Below are 21,259 nucleotides of genomic sequence, written 5' to 3'. Positions count from 1 at the left end.
GGATTTAGACTCGTTCATGAAGAAGATAACAGTATAAACAGAAAAATCGAGGAGAGCAGATTGGCCTGCTTTCCTTTTTTTCTTAGTTAAGGCACTTTAAGAAGCTAGGAGGAACTGGAATGGAACATGAATTTGTCATTGTAAGTGCGAACCGTACGGCTATAGGTAAAATGGGAGGACAACTAAAAGATGTACAAGCGGGTCATCTAGCGGCAACGGTCATTAAGGATGCAATCGAGAGAGCAGGTCTGGCACCCGAGCAGATAAATGAAGTGATTTTTGGTGAAGTGCGCCAGTCGACCGAATCTTCAAATCTAGCACGTGTTGCCGCGTTAAGAGCGGGTATCCCTCCTGAAGCTTCGGCTTATACAGTAAACCGCCTATGTGCTTCAGGCATACAGGCAGTGATTTCCGGTGTTCAGCATCTAGCTTTTAATCCGGATGATATTGTCGTGGCTGGTGGAGCGGAAAATATGAGTAGAGCCCCCATTTACCTCAGAAATTCACGATTTGGAGAAGGAAACCCTTATCTAGTTGATTCTAATCTTGAAAATGGACAGCAGCCAACCGAAGTGTATGGAAAAGATTTGGGAATGGGGATAACAGCAGAAAACGTAGCGGAAACCTACCAAATATCCCGGGAAGACCAGGATGCTTTTGCTGTAGAAAGCCAAAGAAGGGCAAGAAAGGCGATTGAGTCTGGTTCCTTCGAATCTCAAATCGTTCCGGTTGAAATAAAGAGTAGGAAAAGCACAACAGTATTTCAAGTGGACGAGCACCCAAGAGAAACATCGGTAGAAAAACTGTCCCATTTGAAGCCCGTCTTCAAAAGTGATGGAACAGTCACGGCTGGTAATGCCTGTGGCCGTAATGATGGTGCCAGTGCTTTAGTTTTGATGACCCGCGAAAAGGCTTCTAATCTTGATATCAAACCGATTGCCAAGATTGTAAACTGGTCTACAGCTGGTGTCGATCCACGTTATATGGGAATCGGTCCCGTTCCCGCGATCGAGAACCTATTGAAAAAGACTGGACTGGCAGTTGAAGATATCGGACTGTTCGAGTTGAATGAGGCATTCGCATCACAATCATTGGCTGTTATACGGGAAGCCAAGCTAGATCCCGCTAATGTCAATGTCAACGGTGGAGCCATTGCATTAGGCCATCCACTAGGGGCAACGGGGGCGATTATCATGACCAAATTAATTCACGATATGCAACGGCGCCAAGAGAAATACGGAATGGCAACCCTATGTATTGGCGGTGGACAAGGGATGGCCATTTTATTGGAATTGGCTTAATAGGGATTTGAAAAACTCTTCACTAAGCTTAACTCATTAAAACACAAAACTTAGCCACCGATTATACCTGCATTTTCTCTTAATATGCTAGTAAACCCATCCTTATTGTAGAAGGTTGGGTTTTTTGATTTTCTGGTAAATGAGAAAAATTCAAAAATGAATTATCAGGTTATGGATGAATCCTTTAAAACAAAGGCTTTATAACGAGTAAGATTCAAAAATGAATTTAATCACTCAAAAAAATTAGCTGTTTCCCCAGTGTGTGATTTGGCATGAAACTTGCATTGTTATATGTGTAAACCATATGTAGAAGAATCGGATTTGAGAAAAATGGAGGGGTTAAAGGTGCGAAAAACAGTAAAACAACCATGGGAGCAATGGTATGCAGAAGGAATGTCGTCATTACTTCTACCGGAAATTTCCGTCTATACACTACTGGACCAATCAGCAAAGGAATTCCCTAATCATACAGCCATTATTTTTGAAGACCATCTCATGGATTATAAAAGCCTGAAATCACAAGTCGATAAACTTGCAGGTAAGTGGAAAGAAATGGGGTTCGTGAAAGGTGAAAGAATTGGCCTTATGATGGCCAACCATCCTTATTTCATCATCAGTTATTACGCTGCACAAGCACTGGGACTCATTGTTGTTCAACTGAACCCTATGTATAAGCCTAGGGAATTGCTCCAAATTTTAGTGGACTCTAATGCTCCATATATTGTGTATGACCAATTGGCCGCTACTACCATTGAAGAAACAAAAGCGATATATGATTTTTCAATCTGCATGAAGACGGACGATGACCAATTAGACGGTCTATCTCTACGTTCTTTGATAGAATCTGGCGAAGAAATCAAGGAAGTTGAAACGATAAATCCTCTTGAAGATATTGCAGTCATCCAGTATACAGGAGGGACGACGGGGAAAATGAAGGGAGCGATGCTTACCCATTACAATCTGACTTCCAATGTTATACAGAGCTCTGAAATGTATGGGGATTTGATGGTGCCCGGAAAGGAAGTCGTGCTGGCAGCGACACCGCTTTATCATGTTTACGCGATGACAAGTGCGATGAATCTCGGAATTTATATTGGAGCTGCCATTCTATTATTTCCTAAATTCGAGATTCAAAATGTACTAATGAATATTCAAAAGTACCGTCCGACTTTTTTTCCAGGCGTTCCAAAGATGTACAATGCGTTCGTCAATCATCCTGGAATCGAAAAGTATGGACTGGATTGTTTGAAAAATTGCTCTTGTGGCTCAGCACCAATGCCAGTTGAAGTCATTAATCGATTCGAGAAGCTGACAGGGGCTTCTATAGGAGAAGGTTTTGGGTTATCAGAAGCCTCTCCTTCCACACATCGTAATCCGCCCTTAGGTAAAAGGAAAATCGGGAGTGTCGGCATTCCTTTTCCTAGAACCGATTGTATGATCGTAGACGCGGACAATAATGAAGTGCCATCCAAAGGGGTGGGAGAGCTGCTTATAAAAGGCCCACAAATTATGAAGGGATATTGGAATAACGAGGTGGAAACGAGAAAAGCTCTCCAAAATGGCTGGTTGTATACAGGCGATCTTGCTTCAGTGGATGAAGAGGGGTATTTCTACATTGTCGGCAGAAAAAAAGAAATGATCATTATTAGCGGGTTTAATATATATCCGCAAGAGGTGGAAGGTGTCCTTTATCAGCACCCGGATATTCAGGAGGCGGCTGTGGTCGGGATACCGCATGAAGAATTAGGGGAAGTCATAAAGGCATTCATTGTTCCAAAGAAGAATACCGACATTGATCTGGATGAAATAGAAGGATATTGCTATACCCAGCTGACACCCTATAAGGTTCCGAAGCAATTTGAAGTAAGGGAGGAACTGCCACGAAACACCGTTGGCAAACTATTAAAAAGGTTGCTTATAAAAGAGGAACTAGAAAAGAGGACAAAGAAGGATTGAAGCGGACTCAGCTTTTTAATGAAGATACAGCATTCAGTGGAGAAAAGCGCTTATAGTGGCCACGTGCCAATAGGAGTTTTCTAGTTTCGTAATGGAATTCATCCATGAAAAGCATTAATTCGACCATACAGCTAGTTAATTCAACCATGATGACAATTAATTCGACCATCAGAAGAGATAATTCAACCACCAAGGCGACCAGACGATTTATTCAAGAAGGAAGAATACACAAAGAAACGAGGGGATTCAGATGCGTTGGTTTGTTCTTTCTCTATTATTCCTCGGAGCGGTCATTAACTTTGCCGATAAATCAATAATCGGACTTGCCGCAGTGCCAATCATGAAGGAATTCGATCTCTCATATGCCGAATGGGGACTTGTAGGAAGCAGTTATTATTGGCTCTATCCCGTAACGGGTATTTTCGGAGCAGCATGGGCCGATAAGCTTGGGGCCAAGAAAGTACTTGGGTTCATCATGCTGACATGGACTGTTTTACAATTTGGTGTTTTGGCCATTGCTGCTTTGCCACTATTAATTATTTATAGAATCTTACTTGGGGCATTCGAAGGGCCCTATAGCCCTATTGCTTATAGCCATGCGGATAAGTGGTTCCCCCCGAAACAACGGGGATTAGCCAACTCGGTTGTGGTGGGAGGGGGAACGGTTGGTGCGATGATTGTTGCACCGCTTCTTGTTTCCATGATTACCATTTTTGGATGGAAAGTGGCCTTTGCTAGTCTTGGAGTAGCAAGCCTTGTCTGGTTCTTCTTATTTCAATTTTTAACGAAGGAAAATCCCGTTGAAGTATATGAGAAGGTCCAGAAGAAAAAGAAAGAAAAGATGGAGAAATTCAAACTGAAAGACTTTCTCGTGCTTTTAGCGTCTCCAACCGCTTTATTTACGACACTCGCATATTTCTCAACGTATATTCTGGTCGTCTGGTTTTCCGTTTGGTTACCGATTTATTTAGTGGAAGTCGTAAATATGACACCCGGACAGATGGGCACGAGCATAGCAATCATTGGAGTCATTTCCGTATGTATTTATATGGGTGTTTCCATGTTATCGGATTACTTATTCAAGAAAAATCAGAATTGGCGTTCATCCAGGGTCTTGGTTGTAGCTGGAGCAATGATCATGGGTTCACTATTCCTATCTTCCATCATGGTCTTTCAAAATCCAATTTGGGTGATTTTTGCAATGTGTCTGGCTAAAGGTCTCACCTATTCCATATTACCGATTGGACCAACGATTATGATCAATGAGATGCGTGAACGCGGCGGACTAATGACAAGCATCTTAACGTCTTCAGGCAATCTTGCAGGGATTGTAGCTCCTCTACTAACGGGATATATCATTAGTTTAGCGGCGGGGAATAAAATACTAGGCTATAACTTATCCATTTTGTCCATGGCTGCCCTTGTTCTGGTATTCGGCTTATTGTTTGCCATGTTCGTTAAGCCAACTAAGTCAAAAGATGGGCAGGAAATCAGACCAACAGAAGATTATGATTTGAAATCTTCATAAGGGTTACCAGCATCCAAAAAATATAAAAAAGGAGCGGATGAGGAAATGAATATAGATGTGAATAGAGAGGCTGTCATTGTTTCAGCAGTAAGAACGGCGATTGGGAAGCAAGGGGGCGCACTAGCGACAGTACCCGCACACGTATTTGGAGCAGAAGTAATAAAAGAGGCATTGAAACGAGCGAATGTAGCTCCTGAAATGGTGGACGATGTCATCATGGGGAATGTTTTAAGCGGAGGTGGCAATATTGCTCGATTAACCGCTCTTCAAACCGGTCTTTCCATGCAATTACCGGGTTTAACGGTCGATCGCCAATGTGGGTCAGGCATCAATGCGGTCAATTTGGCTGCACAAGCCATCTGGGCGGGTGATGGAGACGTTTATATCGCAGGAGGAGTGGAAAGCATGAGCAGGGCTCCTTATCTGATGGATCGCCCGGAAAAACCATATAGCTCTTCACCACCCGATTTCAGAAAATCTCAGTTATCTCCAAAAGAGGTAGGCAATCCACCGATGGGAGTTACCGCCGAAAATTTAGTCGCAAAATATGAGATCAACCGGCAAGAACAAGATGAGTTCGCCATTGAGAGCCAGAAAAAGATGGCGAGAGCGATGGAAGAGGGACGCTTTACTGAACAAATTGTTTCAGTGTACATCCCGGTTCGAAAAGGAGAGCCAGTAGAATTCAAAGTAGATGAACATCCACGTCCGCAAGTAACCAAAGAAGCGCTAGTGAAACTCCCTCCTGCATTCCTTGAAGGTGGCTCCGTAACGGCTGGAAACAGTTCAGGTTTAAATGATGCGGCGTCTGCTCTTGTCATTATGTCTAGGGAGAAAGCAGATGAATTGGGAATTAAACCTCTAGCGGTGGTTAGAGCACACGCGGTTGCTGGTGTGGATCCCAACATCATGGGAATCGGACCGGTTCCAGCAGTAAGAAAGGTCATGGAAAAGTCAGGGCTCTCGCTAAACGATATGGATATTATTGAAATTAATGAGGCGTTTGCGTCGCAAGTAATTGCCTGTAATCGGGAACTGGAAATGGACCCAGCCAAAGTGAATGTGAATGGAGGGGCGATTTCCCACGGACATCCACTTGGTGCCACAGGTGCAATTCTGATCACGAAAGCGGCCCATGAATTGAAACGATCTGAAGGAAGATATGCTCTCATTACGGCGTGCATTGGTGGTGGGCAAGGAATTGCCACAATTATAGAACGGGAAGGTTGATTTTTCTTAAACTTGGAAGGAAATTCACTAGAATTTTTTAATAGAATTGTTCCATTTGCGAATCAGAAGAATTAAAAAAATCCACTATTAGGAGGCATATGAATTATGACCATTACTTTAACGAAAGAAATGGAACAAATGAAAGCAATGATTCGGAATTTTGTTGAAAAGGAAGTAGAGCCTCTAGCCCAACAAATTGAAGAAGAGGATCTCATCCCACAACATCTTGTTGAAATGTCTAAAGAACTTGGATTATTCGGGATTAGCATCCCGGAACAATACGGTGGAATTGGCTTGAATACAGTAGAAAAGGCGACTGTATTAGAGCAGTTAGGCAGAACGCACAATGGGTTTGTTTCGTTAATAAGTGCTCATACCGGTATTGGAAGCACGGGCCTGGTAAGGCTTGCATCTGAACAGTTGAAAAATAAATATCTGCCTGAAATGGCGGCGGGTAATAAAATAGCCGCTTTCGCTTTATCCGAACCTGGTGCAGGTTCGGATGCGACCAATTTGGCGACGACGGCAGAGAAAAAGGGCGAATATTGGGTGATGAATGGTACAAAGCATTTCATCACCAATGGACCGATTGCTGATGTTTACACAGTTTTTGCGTTAACGGATAAAGATAAGGGGGCCAAAGGCGGGATAACTGCCTTTTTGGTGGAAAGAAATTTCCCTGGGGTCACTGTCGGTAAAAAGGACAAGAAAATGGGCTTAAGAGGTTCGTATACATCTCAGGTCATTTTTGAAAATTGTATCATTCCTGAAGAAAATGTCATTGGTGAAGTGGGCATGGGGTATATATCAGCTCTTAGAATATTAGGGGAAGGCCGTGTCGGACTTGCCGCAAGGGCGGTAGGATCATGCGGCAAATTAATCGAGCTATCTACCAAATATGCAAAAGAGCGGATTCAATTCGGTAAACCAATTGCTGATAATCAAGCCATACAATGGATGCTAGCGGATATGGCAACAGAAACAGAAGCCGCAAAAGCGTTGACGATGATGGCAGCACAAAAGATTGATGAAGGGAAAAAAGTAATTAAAGAGGCTTCCATGGCCAAACTGTTCGCTTCTGACGTTTTTAATAGAGTAGCAGATAAGGCGGTTCAAATTCACGGGGGTATGGGGTATATGGCAGAATATCCAGTGGAACGCTTTTATCGCGATGCTCGCATTACAAAGATCTATGAAGGAACAAACGAAGTTCAACGGCTTATCATTGCCAGAAATATATTGGATGAGTATTGATTCGTGTTTTTTAGAATCAAATAATGTAAGAGCGCATACAATCAGGACTGCATCTCAGGAAAGCGGGCTGGACATTTGTACGGGAATCTGTCCAGTTCCAAACGTAGAAGGCAATAGGATTTTGTTTTTTGATGAAGCGGAAATCATGAGGGGGAAAGTGAAAATTGACTACTAACGTGGAGGATATTCGCAACCAATTCGAGAGCAGTCCATTCTTTGCATATATTGGATTTGAAATCATTCGATTTGAAGAAGGAAATGTCCGTCTGAAATTAAATATCGAGGAACATATGCTTAATGTAAATGGAACGCTGCACGGGGGTATTCATGCGACCATGCTTGACACCATTCTTGGGATAGTGATACGTTATCTGACTAAAGCACGTGTTGTGACGACGAGCTTAACTGTTCATTATCTCGGCAGCCTGTCAGCAGGAGAAATATTTGCGGAAGCCAAGGTTCTTCAGCAGGGATACAAAACCGCTTTTGCAGAAGGAGAAATAAAAGATTCTGCTGGAAATCTCATTGCAAAAGGTACGGGGGTATTCAAATTGATTAGAGATGAATGAAAATAGTGATTGGCGGTGGAAAAAGAAGAAGGAGTGAAGCCGATGAATAGAGTGTGGCAGAAATCTTATCCGGAAGATACCCCCTTTGAGGTAGAAATTCCTTTAATGTCTCTATACGAAATATTGGACCATTCGGCACGACAATACCCATCCACCAAAGCTGTTATTGATGGAGAAAGGGAACTTTCTTATTTGGAATTGAGGAGAAAAATTGATTGTTTTGCAGGTTCATTAAACGAGTGGGGATTTAAAAAAGAGGATAGAATCGCATTGATGTTACCCAATTGTATAGAATACATCATTGCCTATTATGCTATCCACCGTTTGGGAGGCGTGGTGGTACAAGTGAACCCGATGTATAAGGTAAATGAACTAGCCTATATATTACGGGATTCCAATGCCACATGGTTGATTGGAAATGATGAACAAAAGAAAAAGATAGTACAAACTGGTTTGGTAGATAGGCTCACGATTATTTCAGCAAATAAATTGCAGGAAGACAGCTACTATTCATGGATAGCAGAAGAGGAAAATGAACTCCCTGAGCTGGATATTAATCCAAAAGAAGATATTGCGTTACTTCAATATACAGGAGGAACCACAGGAAGAGCCAAAGGGGTCATGCTCACTCATTTCAACCTGATTGCCAATGTCATACAAGATTTTACCTATACAGCAAATGCCCTTCAACTGCAAAAAACGGGTGAGCGTATGCTTGGATTGACGCCACTGTTTCATGTATTCGGTAATGGCAGGATGAACAGTGCCGTTTATGCGGGAGCAACGTACATCACTCTAGAGAGATTTGAAATAAACAAGGTCGTCGATTTGATTAGAAAACATAGACCGACCATTTTTCCAGGCGTTCCTACCATGTATATCGCTTTACTACATCATCCGGATTTGACGGCGGAAGATCTCAGCAGTTTAAAATACTGCAGCTGTGGCTCGGCGCCCCTTCCAGTGGAAGTTATCCATCAATTTGAGCGTAAATTCGGTGTTTCAATATCAGAAGGCTTTGGCATGTCGGAAACTTCACCTACCACCCATCGAAATCCAGTAAAAGGTCAAAGAAAGATAGGAAGCATTGGTATTCCCTATCCTAACACTGATGCCAAAATCGTCGATATCGAAACGGGGAAAGCGGAGCTGCCGTACAATCAGGCAGGGGAACTAATCATTAAGGGTCCACAGGTGATGAAGGGGTATTGGGGAAATCTAGAGGAAACTTCCATGGCATTAAGGGAGGGTTGGTTATATACCGGAGACATAGCCACAATGGATGAAGAAGGGTATTTCTTTATTGTGGGCAGGAAAAAAGAGCTAATCATTGCAAGCGGCTATAATATTTATCCGATTGAAGTAGAGGAAGTCATTTATCAGCATCCCGGAGTGGAAGAAGCTTGCGTATTTGGCATTCCGGATACCTATCGCGGGGAAACCGTCAAAGCTATAATCGTGCTAAAGAAAGGGGTAATTGCAACAGAACAGGATATCATAAAGTTCTGCAATGAACGTTTGGCTAATTATAAGGTTCCACGAGTGATAGAGTTTAGGGAACTTATGCCGAAGTCAGCGGTCGGGAAAATTTTACGACGGGTTTTGGTTGAGGAAGAAGGCAAGAGGACAAATAGTTTAAGGACTTATCGTCGATAGGCCTTTACACTTTCCGCACGATTCACAATCCTGAAAAATCTTAGTCGTACTACATATTCTACATTAAGGACAAGACGATGTTCATCATTGTATGTCCTATTTTTTATTACTAAGAATATATTTAAGAATAGTGCCTGGAAACCTATAATTGGGAATAGAGGGACTTGTAAATATAATCTTAGCCATAATACTGGTATGAAGTTATAATTAGAGGAGAACAAGTTAAGCTTTTTCAAATCAATGTAAAAGCAAAGGAAAGTTTAATTTAGGAATTAAGGAAGTGTAGGATGAAAAAACATATACCTAATATGCTGACTTTGGGAAATTTATTATGTGGGTTCTTATCGATAGGATGTATTATTACTGGTGATCTTAGAAATGCGACAATATTGATCTTTATCGCGTTAATGCTGGATGCATTGGATGGCAGGGTAGCAAGGATCCTTGGGGTATCTAATGAAATGGGGAAAGAATTGGATTCACTTGCCGATATCGTATCTTTTGGAGTAGCCCCTGCCTTTTTAGCCATACATACATATTTCAACGACTTTGGACAAGTTGGGATGCTAATCGCCAGTTTGTTCCCTCTATTCGGTGCATACCGATTAGCTCGTTTCAACATTACCGACCAAGCGGAATCCGTAAAATACTTTAAAGGGGTTCCCATCACATTAGCAGGCGGAATTGTGGCTTTCTTCGTCTTGTTTTCCGGGTCCGTACCATTATGGATATTTATTATCCTATATTATGGACTGTGTATATTGATGGTAAGTACAATGAAAATCCCAAGCTTTAAAAAAGTTGGCAGACCGAAGAATAGTGTTCTTATTACCTTGTTTTTATTCTATTCATTTTATTTAGTGGCTAAATCTAAATTTGAATCTGTGCCGATATCTTTCTATATTGCTTTAGGAACCTATATATTGTTAATTGTGGTGAGATATATTAAAGAAAAAGAACCCAAGTTCCCAAACAAAAAGAAAGTTAAAAAGCAGAAAATCAAAGTGATTCGTAAGAAAAGGATGAAACAATAAAAAAGGCGCTGTCCCAAAAGGCATGGATAATGACTTCTGGGATGGCCCTTTTTTCGAAAACAAGAAACCGTCTAGTCTTTAGTTTTTGTTCGAAATAAAAGTGAAAGAACTTAGCTTGACAATATACCCCTATAGGTATATTATTGGGATATAAGTTGTTCCACAGGTTCTTTGTTTGTCTATATAGATAGGTGGGTGGGTATAAATCATGGAATACGATAAAAGCGTCATCAATCGGTTAAGACGAATTGAAGGCCAAATTAAAGGTGTGCTAGGCATGATGGAACAAGGCAAGGACTGCAGAGATATCGTCACTCAGTTATCAGCAGCTCGAAATGCCATTGATAGGACGATGGGAGTCATTGTTAGCGCAAATCTTGAACAATGTGTGAGGGAGAATGTCATGAAAGGCGAAGATACAGATAGCCTTGTCAAAGAAGCTGTTGAATTACTAATTAAAAGTAGATAATATTGTCCAATAAATAACACAATTATATAGACTGGCCAGCTCTCCAATTGGGTTGACTACTATTATTTTTTAGCTTATTATATACCCCTGGGTGTATAATGGAATAAAGGTAACTTTTAAAAAATACCCAATAGGGTAATTTAAATTCAGGGGGAAATACTAATGACAGAACAGAAAAAAACGACGATCATTTTATTTAGTGGAGACTACGATAAGGCAATGGCTGCTTACATTATTGCGAATGGAGCGGCGGCTTACGATCATGAAGTGACCATTTTCCATACATTCTGGGGGTTGAATGCATTACGAAAAGATGAGCCATTGACACTGAAAAAAGGCTTCCTTGAAAAGATGTTTGGCAAAATGATGCCGCGTGGTGCAGATAAAATGGGATTATCCAACATGAACTTTGCAGGCATGGGTCCTAAAATGATCAAGCATGTCATGAAAAAGCATAATGCCATGTCCCTCCCTAGTTTAATCGAAATGGCCCAAGAACAAGAAGTGAAACTAATCGCTTGTACAATGACCATGGATTTACTGGGCTTGCAGCAAGAGGAGTTACTAGAAGGCATTGAATATGCGGGTGTGGCTGCTTATTTAGCTGACGCAGAAGATGGTAACGTCAACTTATTTATCTAAGGTAAGGGAGGAATCAAGCTATATTGGGTACACTATTAAATATCCTCATGATTGCTGTAATTGTCTGGTTCTTGTATCAACGATTTATTCCGGCAAAAGGGATTAAACAGATTACTACGATCGAATTAAGAACACAATTGAATAATAAAAGTAAGCAATATATTGATGTCCGGACGCCTAATGAGTTTAGGGGAAACCATATCAAGGGATTTAAAAACATTCCCTTATACGAACTGCAAAATAGAGTGAAAGAACTCTCTAAAGACCAAGAAGTTTTCGTAATCTGCCAAAGTGGTATGAGAAGCAGTAAGGCAAGTAAGTTATTGAAAAAAATGGGATTCAAAGAAATCACGAATGTTAAAGGCGGAATGAGTGCTTGGCACTAATAAAAGGAGGAAGTCTGCTATGAAGGAAATTTCAACACAGGAAGTCGAAACTCTTTTAAATCAAAAGGCACCAGTGAATATTATCGATGTACGTGAAGTGGATGAAGTGAAAACGGGTAAAATCCCATCTGCCATGCATATACCTTTAGGACTAATAGAATTCAAGATGCAAGATCTGGACAAGTCAAAAGAATATATCATGGTCTGCCGCTCTGGTGGAAGAAGTTCAAAGGCCGTAAAACTACTTGAGGATCATGGGTACCAAGTAATCAATATGACAGGCGGAATGCTTGCCTGGAACGGACCAACCGCGTAATTTTTTTTGAATAGTTAAATACCCCATGCAGTATAAAATGAGGAGGAAGAAACATGATTAAAACAAATTCTGTATTAGATGCAAGAGGATTAGCATGTCCGATGCCCATTGTCAAAACCAAAAAGGCTTTAAACGCCTTGGAGTCCGGTGAAGTATTGGAAGTCCAAGCAACGGATAAAGGTTCAACGGCCGACATGAAAGCTTGGGCAGAGAGTACAGGTCATCAATATTTAGGTACAGTCGAAGAAGGAACTGTTCTAAAACATTACCTTCGTAAATCAAGCGGAGAAGAAAGTATCGAAAAGAAACACCCGAACGTTGTTTCGAATGAGGAGCTTCAACAAAAAATAGAGGCAAATCCAAATATTGTTGTGTTGGATGTAAGAGAATCGGCAGAATATGCTTTTGAACACATTCCAACGGCGAAATCCCTTCCCCTGGGTGATTTGGATGGCAGTCTAAGTGAACTGGATAAAGAATCCGAGATATACGTGATTTGCCGTACTGGGAGCAGGAGTGACCTAGCTGCACAAAAACTTACAGAATCAGGATTTAAGCAAGTAATCAATGTCATGCCTGGCATGAGCCAATGGAATGGTCCGACAGAAAAATCAGTGAATTAATAAAAAACTACTACTAATATGGAGGAATGAAGGATGACTAAAAAGGTAGCAATCATCGCTAGTAACGGTGGATTATTTGACGCATATAAAGTTTTTAATATTGCCACAGCAGCGGCAGCAACAGATCAAAAGGTTGCCATTTTCTTCACATTTGAAGGATTAAACTTAATCCACAAGGAAGGCAATAAACAACTTCCGATGCCAGAAGGCAAAGAACATTTTGCGGAAGGATTTGCAAAGGCCAATGTACCGGCCATTCCAGAATTACTTGCTATGGCCCAAGAATTAGGCGTTACATTTATCGGATGCCAAATGACAATGGATGTTATGGGACTAGTGAAAGAAGACTTCGTTGACGGAATTGAAGTCGGCGGCGCTGTAACCTTCTTGGAATTCGCTAAAGATGCGGATGTTACTTTAACATTTTAATAGCTAAAAAAAAGAAAAAAATTTGAAATGGAATATACTATAGGGGGTATATAGAATGTCATACAATGAAATGACAGCTAAAGAAGTGGCAAAGAAAGTAATCAATAAAGATGAGCTATTTATCTTTGACGTTCGTAATGAAAATGATTTTAACGATTGGAAAATTGAAGGAGCGGGTTTCGACTACTTTAATATGCCGTACTTCGAATTGCTAGATGGTGTGGAAGAAATCATGGATAAAATTCCTACCAATAAGGAAGTTCTGGTTGTATGTGCAAAAGAAGGCTCATCCGTTATGGTAGCAGAAATGCTATCTGATGCAGGGCTAACAGTTTCTTACTTAAAGGGCGGAATGAAAGCGTGGAGTGAACACTTAGAGCCATTGAAAATTGGCGATTTGAAGGATGGTGGGGAGATCTATCAATTTATCCGTCTTGGAAAAGGATGCTTGTCCTACATGGTCGTTTCCAATGGAGAAGCAGCCCTTATTGACTCCACTAGGATGATTGATACTTACCTTGATTTTGCAGAAAGCATCGGTGCAAAGATCACACAAGTATTTGATACACACTTACATGCTGACCATATTTCAGGTGGTAGACAAATCGCAAAAAGCACGAATGCAACGTATTGGTTGCCGCCAAAAGATGCAACGGAAGTGGTCTTTGAATATGAGCCTTTAGAGAATGGTAAAGTGGTCAAAATCGGTCATACAGATATTGAAATCCAAGCTTTATATTCTCCAGGACATACAATTGGTTCTACTTCATTTGTTGTCGATGAAAAATACCTTTTGACTGGGGACATACTATTCATCGATTCGATTGGTAGACCAGATCTAGCTGGATTGGCTGAAGATTGGGTTGGCGACTTGAGAGAAACCCTTTATACACGTTACAAAGAACTGTCTGACGAGTTGATTGTCCTGCCATCTCATTTCATGATCATTGAAGAATTGAACGAAGACGGCAGCGTCGCTAAGAAGTTAGGATCGTTGTTTGAAGAAAATCATGGCCTGAATATTGCAGACGAAGCAGAGTTCAGAGAGATGGTAACGGGAAACCTACCTCCACAACCGAATGCTTACCAAGAAATCCGTCAAACGAACATGGGGAAAATCACGCCTGATGAGGAAAAACAACGTGAAATGGAAATTGGACCGAATCGTTGTGCGGTACGCTAAAACATCATAAAAAACTATGAATAGAGGAGATTTATCATGATGAATTCAGAAAAAGTATTAGATGCTAAGGGCTTGGCTTGTCCAATGCCGATCGTAAGAACAAAGAAAGCGATGAATGAATTAGAATCCGGTCAAGTATTGGAAATACATGTAACAGATAAAGGCGCAAAAGCAGATTTAGCGGCTTGGTCAAAATCAGGTGGACATGAGTTAATTGAAATGACAGAAGATAATGGCGTGTTGAAATTCTGGATTAGAAAAGGCTGATAAAGATAAGGGGGCCAATTAGGTTCCCTTCTTCTAAAGGAGAGACTGACATGGACATTACTTTTATTATCACCATATTTTTAATTGGTTTCATTGGCTCCTATATTTCAGGAATGCTTGGCATAGGCGGATCGATCATCAAGTACCCGATGCTTTTATACATTCCGCCGATCTTCGGTTTAGCGGCATTCAGTGCCCACGAAGTTTCAGGGATTAGCGCCGTACAGGTATTATTTGCCTCCATCGGCGGTGTATGGGCTTACCGAAAAGGCGGATATTTAAACAAGCCACTGATTCTCTACATGGGTATCAGCGTATTAATAGGAAGTGTAATCGGAAGTTTCGGTTCGCAATCGATGTCGGAAGACGGGATCAATATCGTCTATGGCCTGCTTGCTTTAATAGCGGCGGTGATGATGTTCATACCGAAAAAAGGAATCGATGATATCCCGTTGGACCAGGTCAAATTTAATAAATGGTTAGCGGCATTACTTGCCTTAATAGTCGGTTTGGGTTCCGGGATTGTCGGGGCAGCAGGAGGCTTCTTACTTGTTCCGATTATGCTGGTTGTCTTGAAAATACCGACGAGGGTAACAATCGCCTCTTCACTAGCCATTACCTTCATTTCCTCCATTGGGGCAACGGTCGGCAAGGTCTCTACAGGCCAAGTTGACTATTACCCGGCAATTATAATGATAGTTGCAAGTATCATCGCAGCCCCACTTGGTGCAATGGCCGGGAAGAAAATGAACACAAAAATCCTTCAAGTTATATTGGCACTTTTAATACTAGCAACAGCGGTGAAAATTTGGTTGGGGATTTTGGTGTAGGGTTGAGGTCGGGGGTTCGAGCCCCTCACAGGTCATCACTTTCCAAAGGCTACAATCCTTGATATCACAAGGTTTGTAGCTTTTTTTGTTGTTGTCTCACCGGCTGAATTTTGCTCATTTTAGGGATTTGCTCACATTTTGCTAACGTGATTTTTGAATTGCATTTTGAAAAATATCTGCTAAGTCATTATCAACATTTGGCATTAGATGTGCATATGTTTCTAATGTGATTTTAGGATTAGCATGTCCTAACCGTTGGGCAACCTTCACAATATCTACACCTTCTGAAATCAAGACGGAAGCATGAGTGTGACGGATATCATGAAAACGAATTGGTGTAACATTAGAAGCAGCAATCAGTCGTTTCATTACTCGTAACACATTTCGGGGATCTTGTAATGTACCTGTTTTCAGTACAATATCTACTAGAATTAATAAAATAGCTATGTCCCTTGATCTTATTGGACTTGTTGTAGAAGCTATGCTATTTATTAGCTCCAGAATTGTTGCAGAATCAAAATAATAATTAGATTCGTTTGAAGCATGAATCATGTCTTTGGGTATTGAGTAATTTAATGAAGTTATGTTTTTAAAATCTAAATACTTACAAAGTAGTCTCACAGTTTGTAATTTTTTGTACGCAGTATGTGCAGTAATCTCATTATTTGATATGCGCATTTTTAAATAGCTTTCATATTGAATAATGCGATCATGGGTTATCAAATGTCCTTCGTTTAAAGACCAGATTTGTAATTCTTCTTCGGTTAAAAGATAATTTAAAAATTCAGCTGCACGACCCATATGAGATTCTGCACTAGCATAGTTTTGATTTGATAAATAAGTCCCGAAATCAAGAAACTCTTTATCGGTTAGAATATCTTCTGGTGATAAGGATTCCAATAAGTAGCCTCTACACCAATTTGGCATGTTAATTTCCTCGCTTTCTGTTTTTTATAGCTAATCAATATGTTACTATGGGATTTACTAAGGACTTATTCCATTTTAAAGGGGATTATTCGGTGAATACCCATTGATTCGAGATGAATTAAATATATTTTTTAAAGGGAAGATCGAGAAACTTTTTTCAAGTATTAGAAAAAACTATTTAATAATAGAGAAAGAAAATGATATCTTATAATTACATTATATGGTTAAAACTATCCCTTTCTAAGAAGGGGGTAGGTAATTCTACTCCCTTTTGTTAATTTACCTGTTTTAATCTATATACAGCGGTTATATTTTCCATTTCGCCATATTCAATTTGAAGATTGACTGGCCCTTTAATAGAGTCTTTATCACTACTTTTTAATTGGATAATATGCTGATTTACTGCCGACATGTTATTATTAATAGTTTCGTAATGATATGATAGATGCTTTTTAATTTCCTCTTTTTTATTATTAACTGTTTTACTTCTTCTAAACGTTGCATCAAGAGCAAGGTTTTTATCCTTTAAGATGTTTTCGAATTGATTGTGATACTCAGTTAATTGTTTATAATAGTTTTCAATATCTGCTAATCTGTTGATATTAACTTCCGAATTATTACCTAAATCATTCATGATTTTTAAACAGACCGACATCACTTCCAAATTACCATATCCTAATAAGATTTTTTGTTCAAACGTAGATGTAAGTTCTTTAATTTCATTAACAATTTTATCTATTCCAAACTTTGCCTTTTCTGTAATAAGAGAAGCGTTATTTATTAAAAATGGTAGTTCACGTAAAACTGACTCTATTTCGTTATAAGAAGTTAATGAAATATCTTCGATTTTTATTACGTAAATCTGTAATTTTTCATCTTGATTAATAATACTTGGCAAGATGGATTTTAGATAACGGATATTCCCTTGTATATTTCCAAATTTATCATTGTTGTATAGGCGTATTAAAGTATCAATCTTTTGATCAATAATAGTTAGTTGTTTATTTATTCTATCTAAATGCTCTTGAGCAGTAATAACAGTCATTACTCCTAAAATTGCATTCGCTAATTGAGCAGGATTCACTTTTTTTATGTCTTTAATTTCTAACCAACCATGATCTTTAATTTTATTTTTATTATCAACAGCAATTGCCCTGAACTGATCTGTAGAGCCTTTTTTCTTCATTACATTAAGTTCGCCTGATTTTACTTTTTCGAGAATCTCTTCACTAAATTTAACTATTACTTTCTTTTCACTTTTTACAATGTCTTTAGCATTTGGCGAAAATCTAATAACATCCCCAATGTGACTTTTTAAATGGTCTGTTAAAGTCAAAGATTCTGGTTGACGGTATAAAGCTAAACCTGTTGAATTAATACTTTGTACCTCCCATGTAAGTTCAATTAGAAGAGAGTTTTCATTATCAAATTGTTTGTCAATTGTTAATTCACTTTTATTAAATTTTTTGAAAATTAGAAAGGCAATAATTCCTATTGCTAAAATCATTGCAATTGTTCCGATAATATTATCCATATAATTTCCCTCCAACGATAGATTAGTATTTGTATTTAAATTGAAATTCCTAGCATTTTAACGATAATTTTTTTAAAAAATAGTCGTTTAACTAATTAAAATTTCATAGTTAGTTTTTATTTATAGTAATCTATTCATGCCGTAATATGATAATGTTTTACTATATATTGGAAGTGGTAGGGAAAATAAATACACTCCTATAAGGTGTGAGTCGTTGACTTATTCCAACAAAGTGATGTAAGGGGATTTTAACCGTTCCCTTTGGCTTATCCTTATTAAAGCAAATTACTCAAACTTTTAAGTACAAGATATTAAACGAAAACGAAAACTCAGTTATAAATAATATTAAAAGCTAAGGTAATATAATAACTTTTGGGACGTTAATATGAAAAAAATACAAGAGGTTTTATTGCAGTTGACCGCAAGGATTTAATTGAAGAGTGGCATTCAACTGATAATAAAAGTAATACACCAAACAATGTCAGAGCTGGTTCAGATAAGTATATAACATGGCGTTGTAAAGAGTGTGGTCATGTTTGGGAAACACAAGCAAAAAGTCGAGCAATTAAGCACACTGGCTGTCCTAAGTGCCATGAAGGTATAATGTCGGATTCCCAGAACTGGAAATTTATTTTTACATAAAGCAAATATTTAAGGATGCACAATTAAACACAAATATTGAGGGATTGGGTAAGTATAAGTCAGTTGATGTAATCATCCAATCTCTCAATCTAATAATTGAATATGACGGTGGACATACTCATAGAGGAAAATTGGAAATGGGTCGTGAAAAAAGTCGTTTAATAAAAGAAAATGGATATCGCTTAATAAGGGTAAGAGATAATGGATTGGCTCGACTCCAAATTGAAGGGGTTCATGAGTATTTGTATGAAAGGAAAACAAATAAAATGGTTGGGGAAATGATAAAGGAAGTATTGTTAATGATTGAAGAGAAATGTAAATAATTCGCAAAAGACAATCAGCCAGAACTCGCTAAGCACTGGCATCCTACTAAAGATGTTACAAGTCCTTATGAAGTGAGGTTTCAGCAAGAACAGAATACTGGTGGTTATGTGAGAATGGTCATGAATGGCAAGATTCTCCTAATAGTAGAAGAAGACCTAAATGCAAGTATTGTAAAAAGATAAGTGATTAATAGGGGGAAGATTAAATGGAGGAAAAGTATTCCTTAAATGTAGAAACTCTTAAATACATAATAGAGTTTGAAAAAAATGTACCGATTGGAGAAGAGTATTCAAATAAAAAACTGGTGGAACTATTTAAAAGTTCAATGTACCATAAACCTGTTTTTGACACGTACATAGAAAATGCTATTAACAAATCTATTTGGTATGCAGTTAAAAGAAGTGGAAAATGGGCATTAGTCAAAAAGGGGATATATAGTAAAATAAACGAATAGTTAAAATATAAACAATACCCTAAATTAAGATGAATATATTGTTTTGACAATGGTTTTTCCGACAAAGTGTTCCCTCTAAATCAATCGAAAGTAATAGCCAAAACCTTGTTTTCAGGATGTTCAGACGGCTTTTTATTAAGTTTTGTAGGGTTATTATGACATCTATAAGTGGTCATAATCATGGAGAATTATTCCTCATATAGTTTAGGGTTTTTGTTAGATATATCCTAATATTCCATAATCTATATCATTGTTTATTGAAGTTACTAAATATAGGAGTTGTTTTATGAATGGCTAAACATGGAGACAGTGGATTAGGATTTGAGATTATAAATGCAGTAATAACTGGCGAAATTACTGAGCCGATTACATTTGATAAAGTAAAACGTTATTGCAAAAGGAAAGGAATACAGGCAAGTGAGAACCATATGAGGGTTATTCTTTCAAATGCAACTGAAAATACTCATAGTCCAACCTATAAGAGATACTTTGAAAGAGTTGGAAGAGGAGAATATATCGTTTTACCTGAATTTAAAAACCAAGCAAGATACTTTTGGTTAAACGTGGATTCAATAGCCTATGCATGGTCATTTTCTATTATAAAAATAGGTACAAGCCAAACATATTCTAATTTTAATGTTGATGGGAAAAAACGTAAAAATCCAAGATGCTTTAATGAGATTAAAGTAGGAGATCTGGCCATTGCATATGAGACGGGCGATGTAAGAGCCATCACGGCTTTGTGTAAAGTAGTTGATAAATATGAAGAAGATAATGAAATCTTTGTGGAATTTCAAAAAATAGAAGACTATGAGAATGTTTTAAACTTAGAAACTTTAAAAAAATCTAAGGAGTTAGAAGACTGTGTAGCTGTTCATTTTCATAGAGGAACACTGTTTGAAATTGAAAAAAGACACTTTGAATTGATGGTGCAAATGCTCGAAGAGTTAAACCATACTGTAGATATTGATGAAGAGCTTTACCGAGCTGTGAATCAGGCTATCATTGATGGAGACACGGATAGGGGAGTCCGCTTAGAAAGTAGAATCTCAGTTTATCCAGACGCTTATGAAGTAAAAATAAAGGCTTTTAAGCGGAATGCAGATGTTATTGCAGAGGTTTTAATTCGAGCAAATGGAGTTTGTGAGAAATGTGAAAAAGAAGCACCATTTAAAAGAGCTTCTGATGGAACCCTTTATTTAGAAGTGCATCATATTAAGAGATTAGCAGACGGAGGGGAGGATACGGTTGAAAACGCAATTGCTGTTTGTCCAAATTGTCATCGAGAGCTACATTATGGTTGATAAATAGTTTCACTCCCTATTCCACGTGCAGGATCAGGTGATTTCTATAGTGATTTAGCAAGTTCACCTGCAGAAAGTTACTTGAATGTTATGCAAGATTTGGGGATAAAACATCATTATGAAGGTCATATAGATCCAGACATCAGAAAATCTATTTTGCAGTTGAATGGAGAGGACTTTTTGAGCAGAGTGGCCACCCATAAGGATTGTTAAATAAATTGAAGTCGGTAAAGGAAATATTTTTTATTCTTTGGTTGGTTTGAAAGAAGCTAAAAAAGTAGATGCTAAATAGAAGTATATACATAATGCTCAAAATATACATGCGTTTATGGGTACTGGGAAGTTGATGGATTATTTGATATTAAGAAAGGTGAAGTGTTGCCGTCATGGGCAAAGTACCA

24 protein-coding genes and 1 pseudogene are annotated in these 21,259 nt (G+C 38.8%); 22 read left to right on the top strand and 3 right to left on the bottom strand.

Going from position 1 to position 21,259, the window contains the following annotated elements:
* Positions 1-119 precede the first annotated feature (119 nt).
* Positions 120-1,301, top strand: a complete 1,182-nt coding sequence (locus ACIQXH_RS08345; RefSeq protein WP_403123079.1) for a thiolase family protein — start codon at positions 120-122, stop codon at positions 1,299-1,301.
* Between the two features lie 345 nt (positions 1,302-1,646).
* Positions 1,647-3,257, top strand: coding sequence for a long-chain-fatty-acid--CoA ligase (locus ACIQXH_RS08340; protein WP_403123076.1), 1,611 nt, complete (start codon positions 1,647-1,649; stop codon positions 3,255-3,257).
* Between the two features lie 7 nt (positions 3,258-3,264).
* Here the strand turns inward: ACIQXH_RS08340 and ACIQXH_RS08335 are convergent, their stop codons facing one another.
* Entirely contained in the window at positions 3,265-3,447 is a 183-nt protein-coding gene (locus ACIQXH_RS08335) for a hypothetical protein (RefSeq protein WP_403123073.1), read from the bottom strand.
* A gap of 60 nt (positions 3,448-3,507) precedes the next feature.
* Between ACIQXH_RS08335 and ACIQXH_RS08330 the strand changes: the two genes are divergently transcribed.
* From ACIQXH_RS08330 to ACIQXH_RS08260, 15 genes are all read left to right on the top strand, one after another.
* Positions 3,508-4,785, top strand: coding sequence for an MFS transporter (locus ACIQXH_RS08330; RefSeq protein WP_403123070.1), 1,278 nt, complete (start codon positions 3,508-3,510; stop codon positions 4,783-4,785).
* 57 nt (positions 4,786-4,842) lie between these two features.
* Positions 4,843-6,015, top strand: coding sequence for a thiolase family protein (locus tag ACIQXH_RS08325; protein WP_403123265.1), 1,173 nt, complete (start codon positions 4,843-4,845; stop codon positions 6,013-6,015).
* Between the two features lie 105 nt (positions 6,016-6,120).
* Entirely contained in the window at positions 6,121-7,269 is a 1,149-nt protein-coding gene (locus tag ACIQXH_RS08320) for an acyl-CoA dehydrogenase family protein (protein WP_403123067.1), read from the top strand.
* Between the two features lie 164 nt (positions 7,270-7,433).
* Entirely contained in the window at positions 7,434-7,838 is a 405-nt protein-coding gene (locus ACIQXH_RS08315; protein ID WP_403123064.1) for a PaaI family thioesterase, read from the top strand.
* Between the two features lie 42 nt (positions 7,839-7,880).
* Entirely contained in the window at positions 7,881-9,494 is a 1,614-nt protein-coding gene (locus ACIQXH_RS08310) for a long-chain-fatty-acid--CoA ligase (RefSeq protein ID WP_403123061.1), read from the top strand.
* 287 nt (positions 9,495-9,781) lie between these two features.
* The gene (pssA, locus tag ACIQXH_RS08305) at positions 9,782-10,528 is read left to right on the top strand and encodes a CDP-diacylglycerol--serine O-phosphatidyltransferase (RefSeq protein ID WP_402991926.1); all 747 of its coding nucleotides are present in this window, start codon (positions 9,782-9,784) and stop codon (positions 10,526-10,528) included.
* 208 nt (positions 10,529-10,736) lie between these two features.
* A complete protein-coding gene (locus ACIQXH_RS08300) occupies positions 10,737-10,997 on the top strand; it encodes a metal-sensitive transcriptional regulator (protein WP_402875404.1) in 261 nt (86 codons plus the stop codon).
* A gap of 162 nt (positions 10,998-11,159) precedes the next feature.
* Entirely contained in the window at positions 11,160-11,639 is a 480-nt protein-coding gene (locus ACIQXH_RS08295) for a DsrE/DsrF/DrsH-like family protein (RefSeq protein WP_402991923.1), read from the top strand.
* Between the two features lie 20 nt (positions 11,640-11,659).
* A complete protein-coding gene (locus tag ACIQXH_RS08290; protein WP_402875435.1) occupies positions 11,660-12,025 on the top strand; it encodes a rhodanese-like domain-containing protein in 366 nt (121 codons plus the stop codon).
* A gap of 19 nt (positions 12,026-12,044) precedes the next feature.
* Complete coding sequence (locus ACIQXH_RS08285; RefSeq protein WP_402875408.1) at positions 12,045-12,341, top strand: rhodanese-like domain-containing protein; 297 nt, start codon at positions 12,045-12,047, stop codon at positions 12,339-12,341.
* A 53-nt stretch (positions 12,342-12,394) separates the two neighbouring features.
* Positions 12,395-12,964, top strand: a complete 570-nt coding sequence (locus tag ACIQXH_RS08280) for a sulfurtransferase TusA family protein (protein ID WP_403123057.1) — start codon at positions 12,395-12,397, stop codon at positions 12,962-12,964.
* 33 nt (positions 12,965-12,997) lie between these two features.
* Positions 12,998-13,393, top strand: coding sequence for a DsrE/DsrF/DrsH-like family protein (locus tag ACIQXH_RS08275; RefSeq protein WP_402991914.1), 396 nt, complete (start codon positions 12,998-13,000; stop codon positions 13,391-13,393).
* A 55-nt stretch (positions 13,394-13,448) separates the two neighbouring features.
* Positions 13,449-14,576 carry an MBL fold metallo-hydrolase gene (locus tag ACIQXH_RS08270; RefSeq protein WP_403123055.1) on the top strand — a complete coding sequence of 376 codons (1,128 nt, stop codon included), beginning with the start codon at positions 13,449-13,451 and terminating at the stop codon, positions 14,574-14,576.
* Between the two features lie 39 nt (positions 14,577-14,615).
* The gene (locus ACIQXH_RS08265) at positions 14,616-14,843 is read left to right on the top strand and encodes a sulfurtransferase TusA family protein (protein WP_403123263.1); all 228 of its coding nucleotides are present in this window, start codon (positions 14,616-14,618) and stop codon (positions 14,841-14,843) included.
* Positions 14,844-14,893: 50 nt separating this feature from the next.
* Positions 14,894-15,673 carry a sulfite exporter TauE/SafE family protein gene (locus ACIQXH_RS08260; protein ID WP_403123052.1) on the top strand — a complete coding sequence of 260 codons (780 nt, stop codon included), beginning with the start codon at positions 14,894-14,896 and terminating at the stop codon, positions 15,671-15,673.
* A gap of 141 nt (positions 15,674-15,814) precedes the next feature.
* Here ACIQXH_RS08260 and ACIQXH_RS08255 read toward each other — a convergent pair whose 3' ends face one another.
* Both ACIQXH_RS08255 and ACIQXH_RS08250 read right to left on the bottom strand, forming a co-directional pair.
* Positions 15,815-16,573: a tyrosine-type recombinase/integrase gene (locus ACIQXH_RS08255; RefSeq protein ID WP_403123049.1), complete on the bottom strand. Its 759-nt coding sequence runs from the start codon at positions 16,571-16,573 to the stop codon at positions 15,815-15,817.
* A gap of 301 nt (positions 16,574-16,874) precedes the next feature.
* The gene (locus ACIQXH_RS08250; protein WP_403123045.1) at positions 16,875-18,134 is read right to left on the bottom strand and encodes a hypothetical protein; all 1,260 of its coding nucleotides are present in this window, start codon (positions 18,132-18,134) and stop codon (positions 16,875-16,877) included.
* A 408-nt stretch (positions 18,135-18,542) separates the two neighbouring features.
* Between ACIQXH_RS08250 and ACIQXH_RS08245 the strand changes: the two genes are divergently transcribed.
* The 5 genes and pseudogenes from ACIQXH_RS08245 to ACIQXH_RS08225 all read left to right on the top strand — a co-directional run bounded on the left by ACIQXH_RS08245 (position 18,543) and on the right by ACIQXH_RS08225 (position 20,858).
* The gene (locus ACIQXH_RS08245; protein ID WP_403123260.1) at positions 18,543-18,776 is read left to right on the top strand and encodes a zinc-ribbon domain-containing protein; all 234 of its coding nucleotides are present in this window, start codon (positions 18,543-18,545) and stop codon (positions 18,774-18,776) included.
* A gap of 44 nt (positions 18,777-18,820) precedes the next feature.
* Positions 18,821-19,099 (top strand): DUF559 domain-containing protein, encoded by a 279-nt coding sequence (locus tag ACIQXH_RS08240; protein WP_403123042.1) that lies wholly within the window; start codon positions 18,821-18,823, stop codon positions 19,097-19,099.
* Positions 19,100-19,197: 98 nt separating this feature from the next.
* Positions 19,198-19,290 (top strand): annotated as a pseudogene (locus ACIQXH_RS08235) (zinc-ribbon domain-containing protein); the annotation flags it as partial.
* A gap of 15 nt (positions 19,291-19,305) precedes the next feature.
* Positions 19,306-19,554, top strand: a complete 249-nt coding sequence (locus ACIQXH_RS08230; protein ID WP_403123039.1) for a hypothetical protein — start codon at positions 19,306-19,308, stop codon at positions 19,552-19,554.
* A 290-nt stretch (positions 19,555-19,844) separates the two neighbouring features.
* A complete protein-coding gene (locus tag ACIQXH_RS08225; protein ID WP_403123036.1) occupies positions 19,845-20,858 on the top strand; it encodes an HNH endonuclease in 1,014 nt (337 codons plus the stop codon).
* Positions 20,859-21,259: the final 401 nt, after the last annotated feature.

The organism is Peribacillus sp. NPDC097225 (genome assembly GCF_044761955.1).
GTDB lineage: Bacteria > Bacillota > Bacilli > Bacillales > DSM-1321 > Peribacillus.
This window is presented reverse-complemented; position numbering and strand designations above follow the sequence as displayed.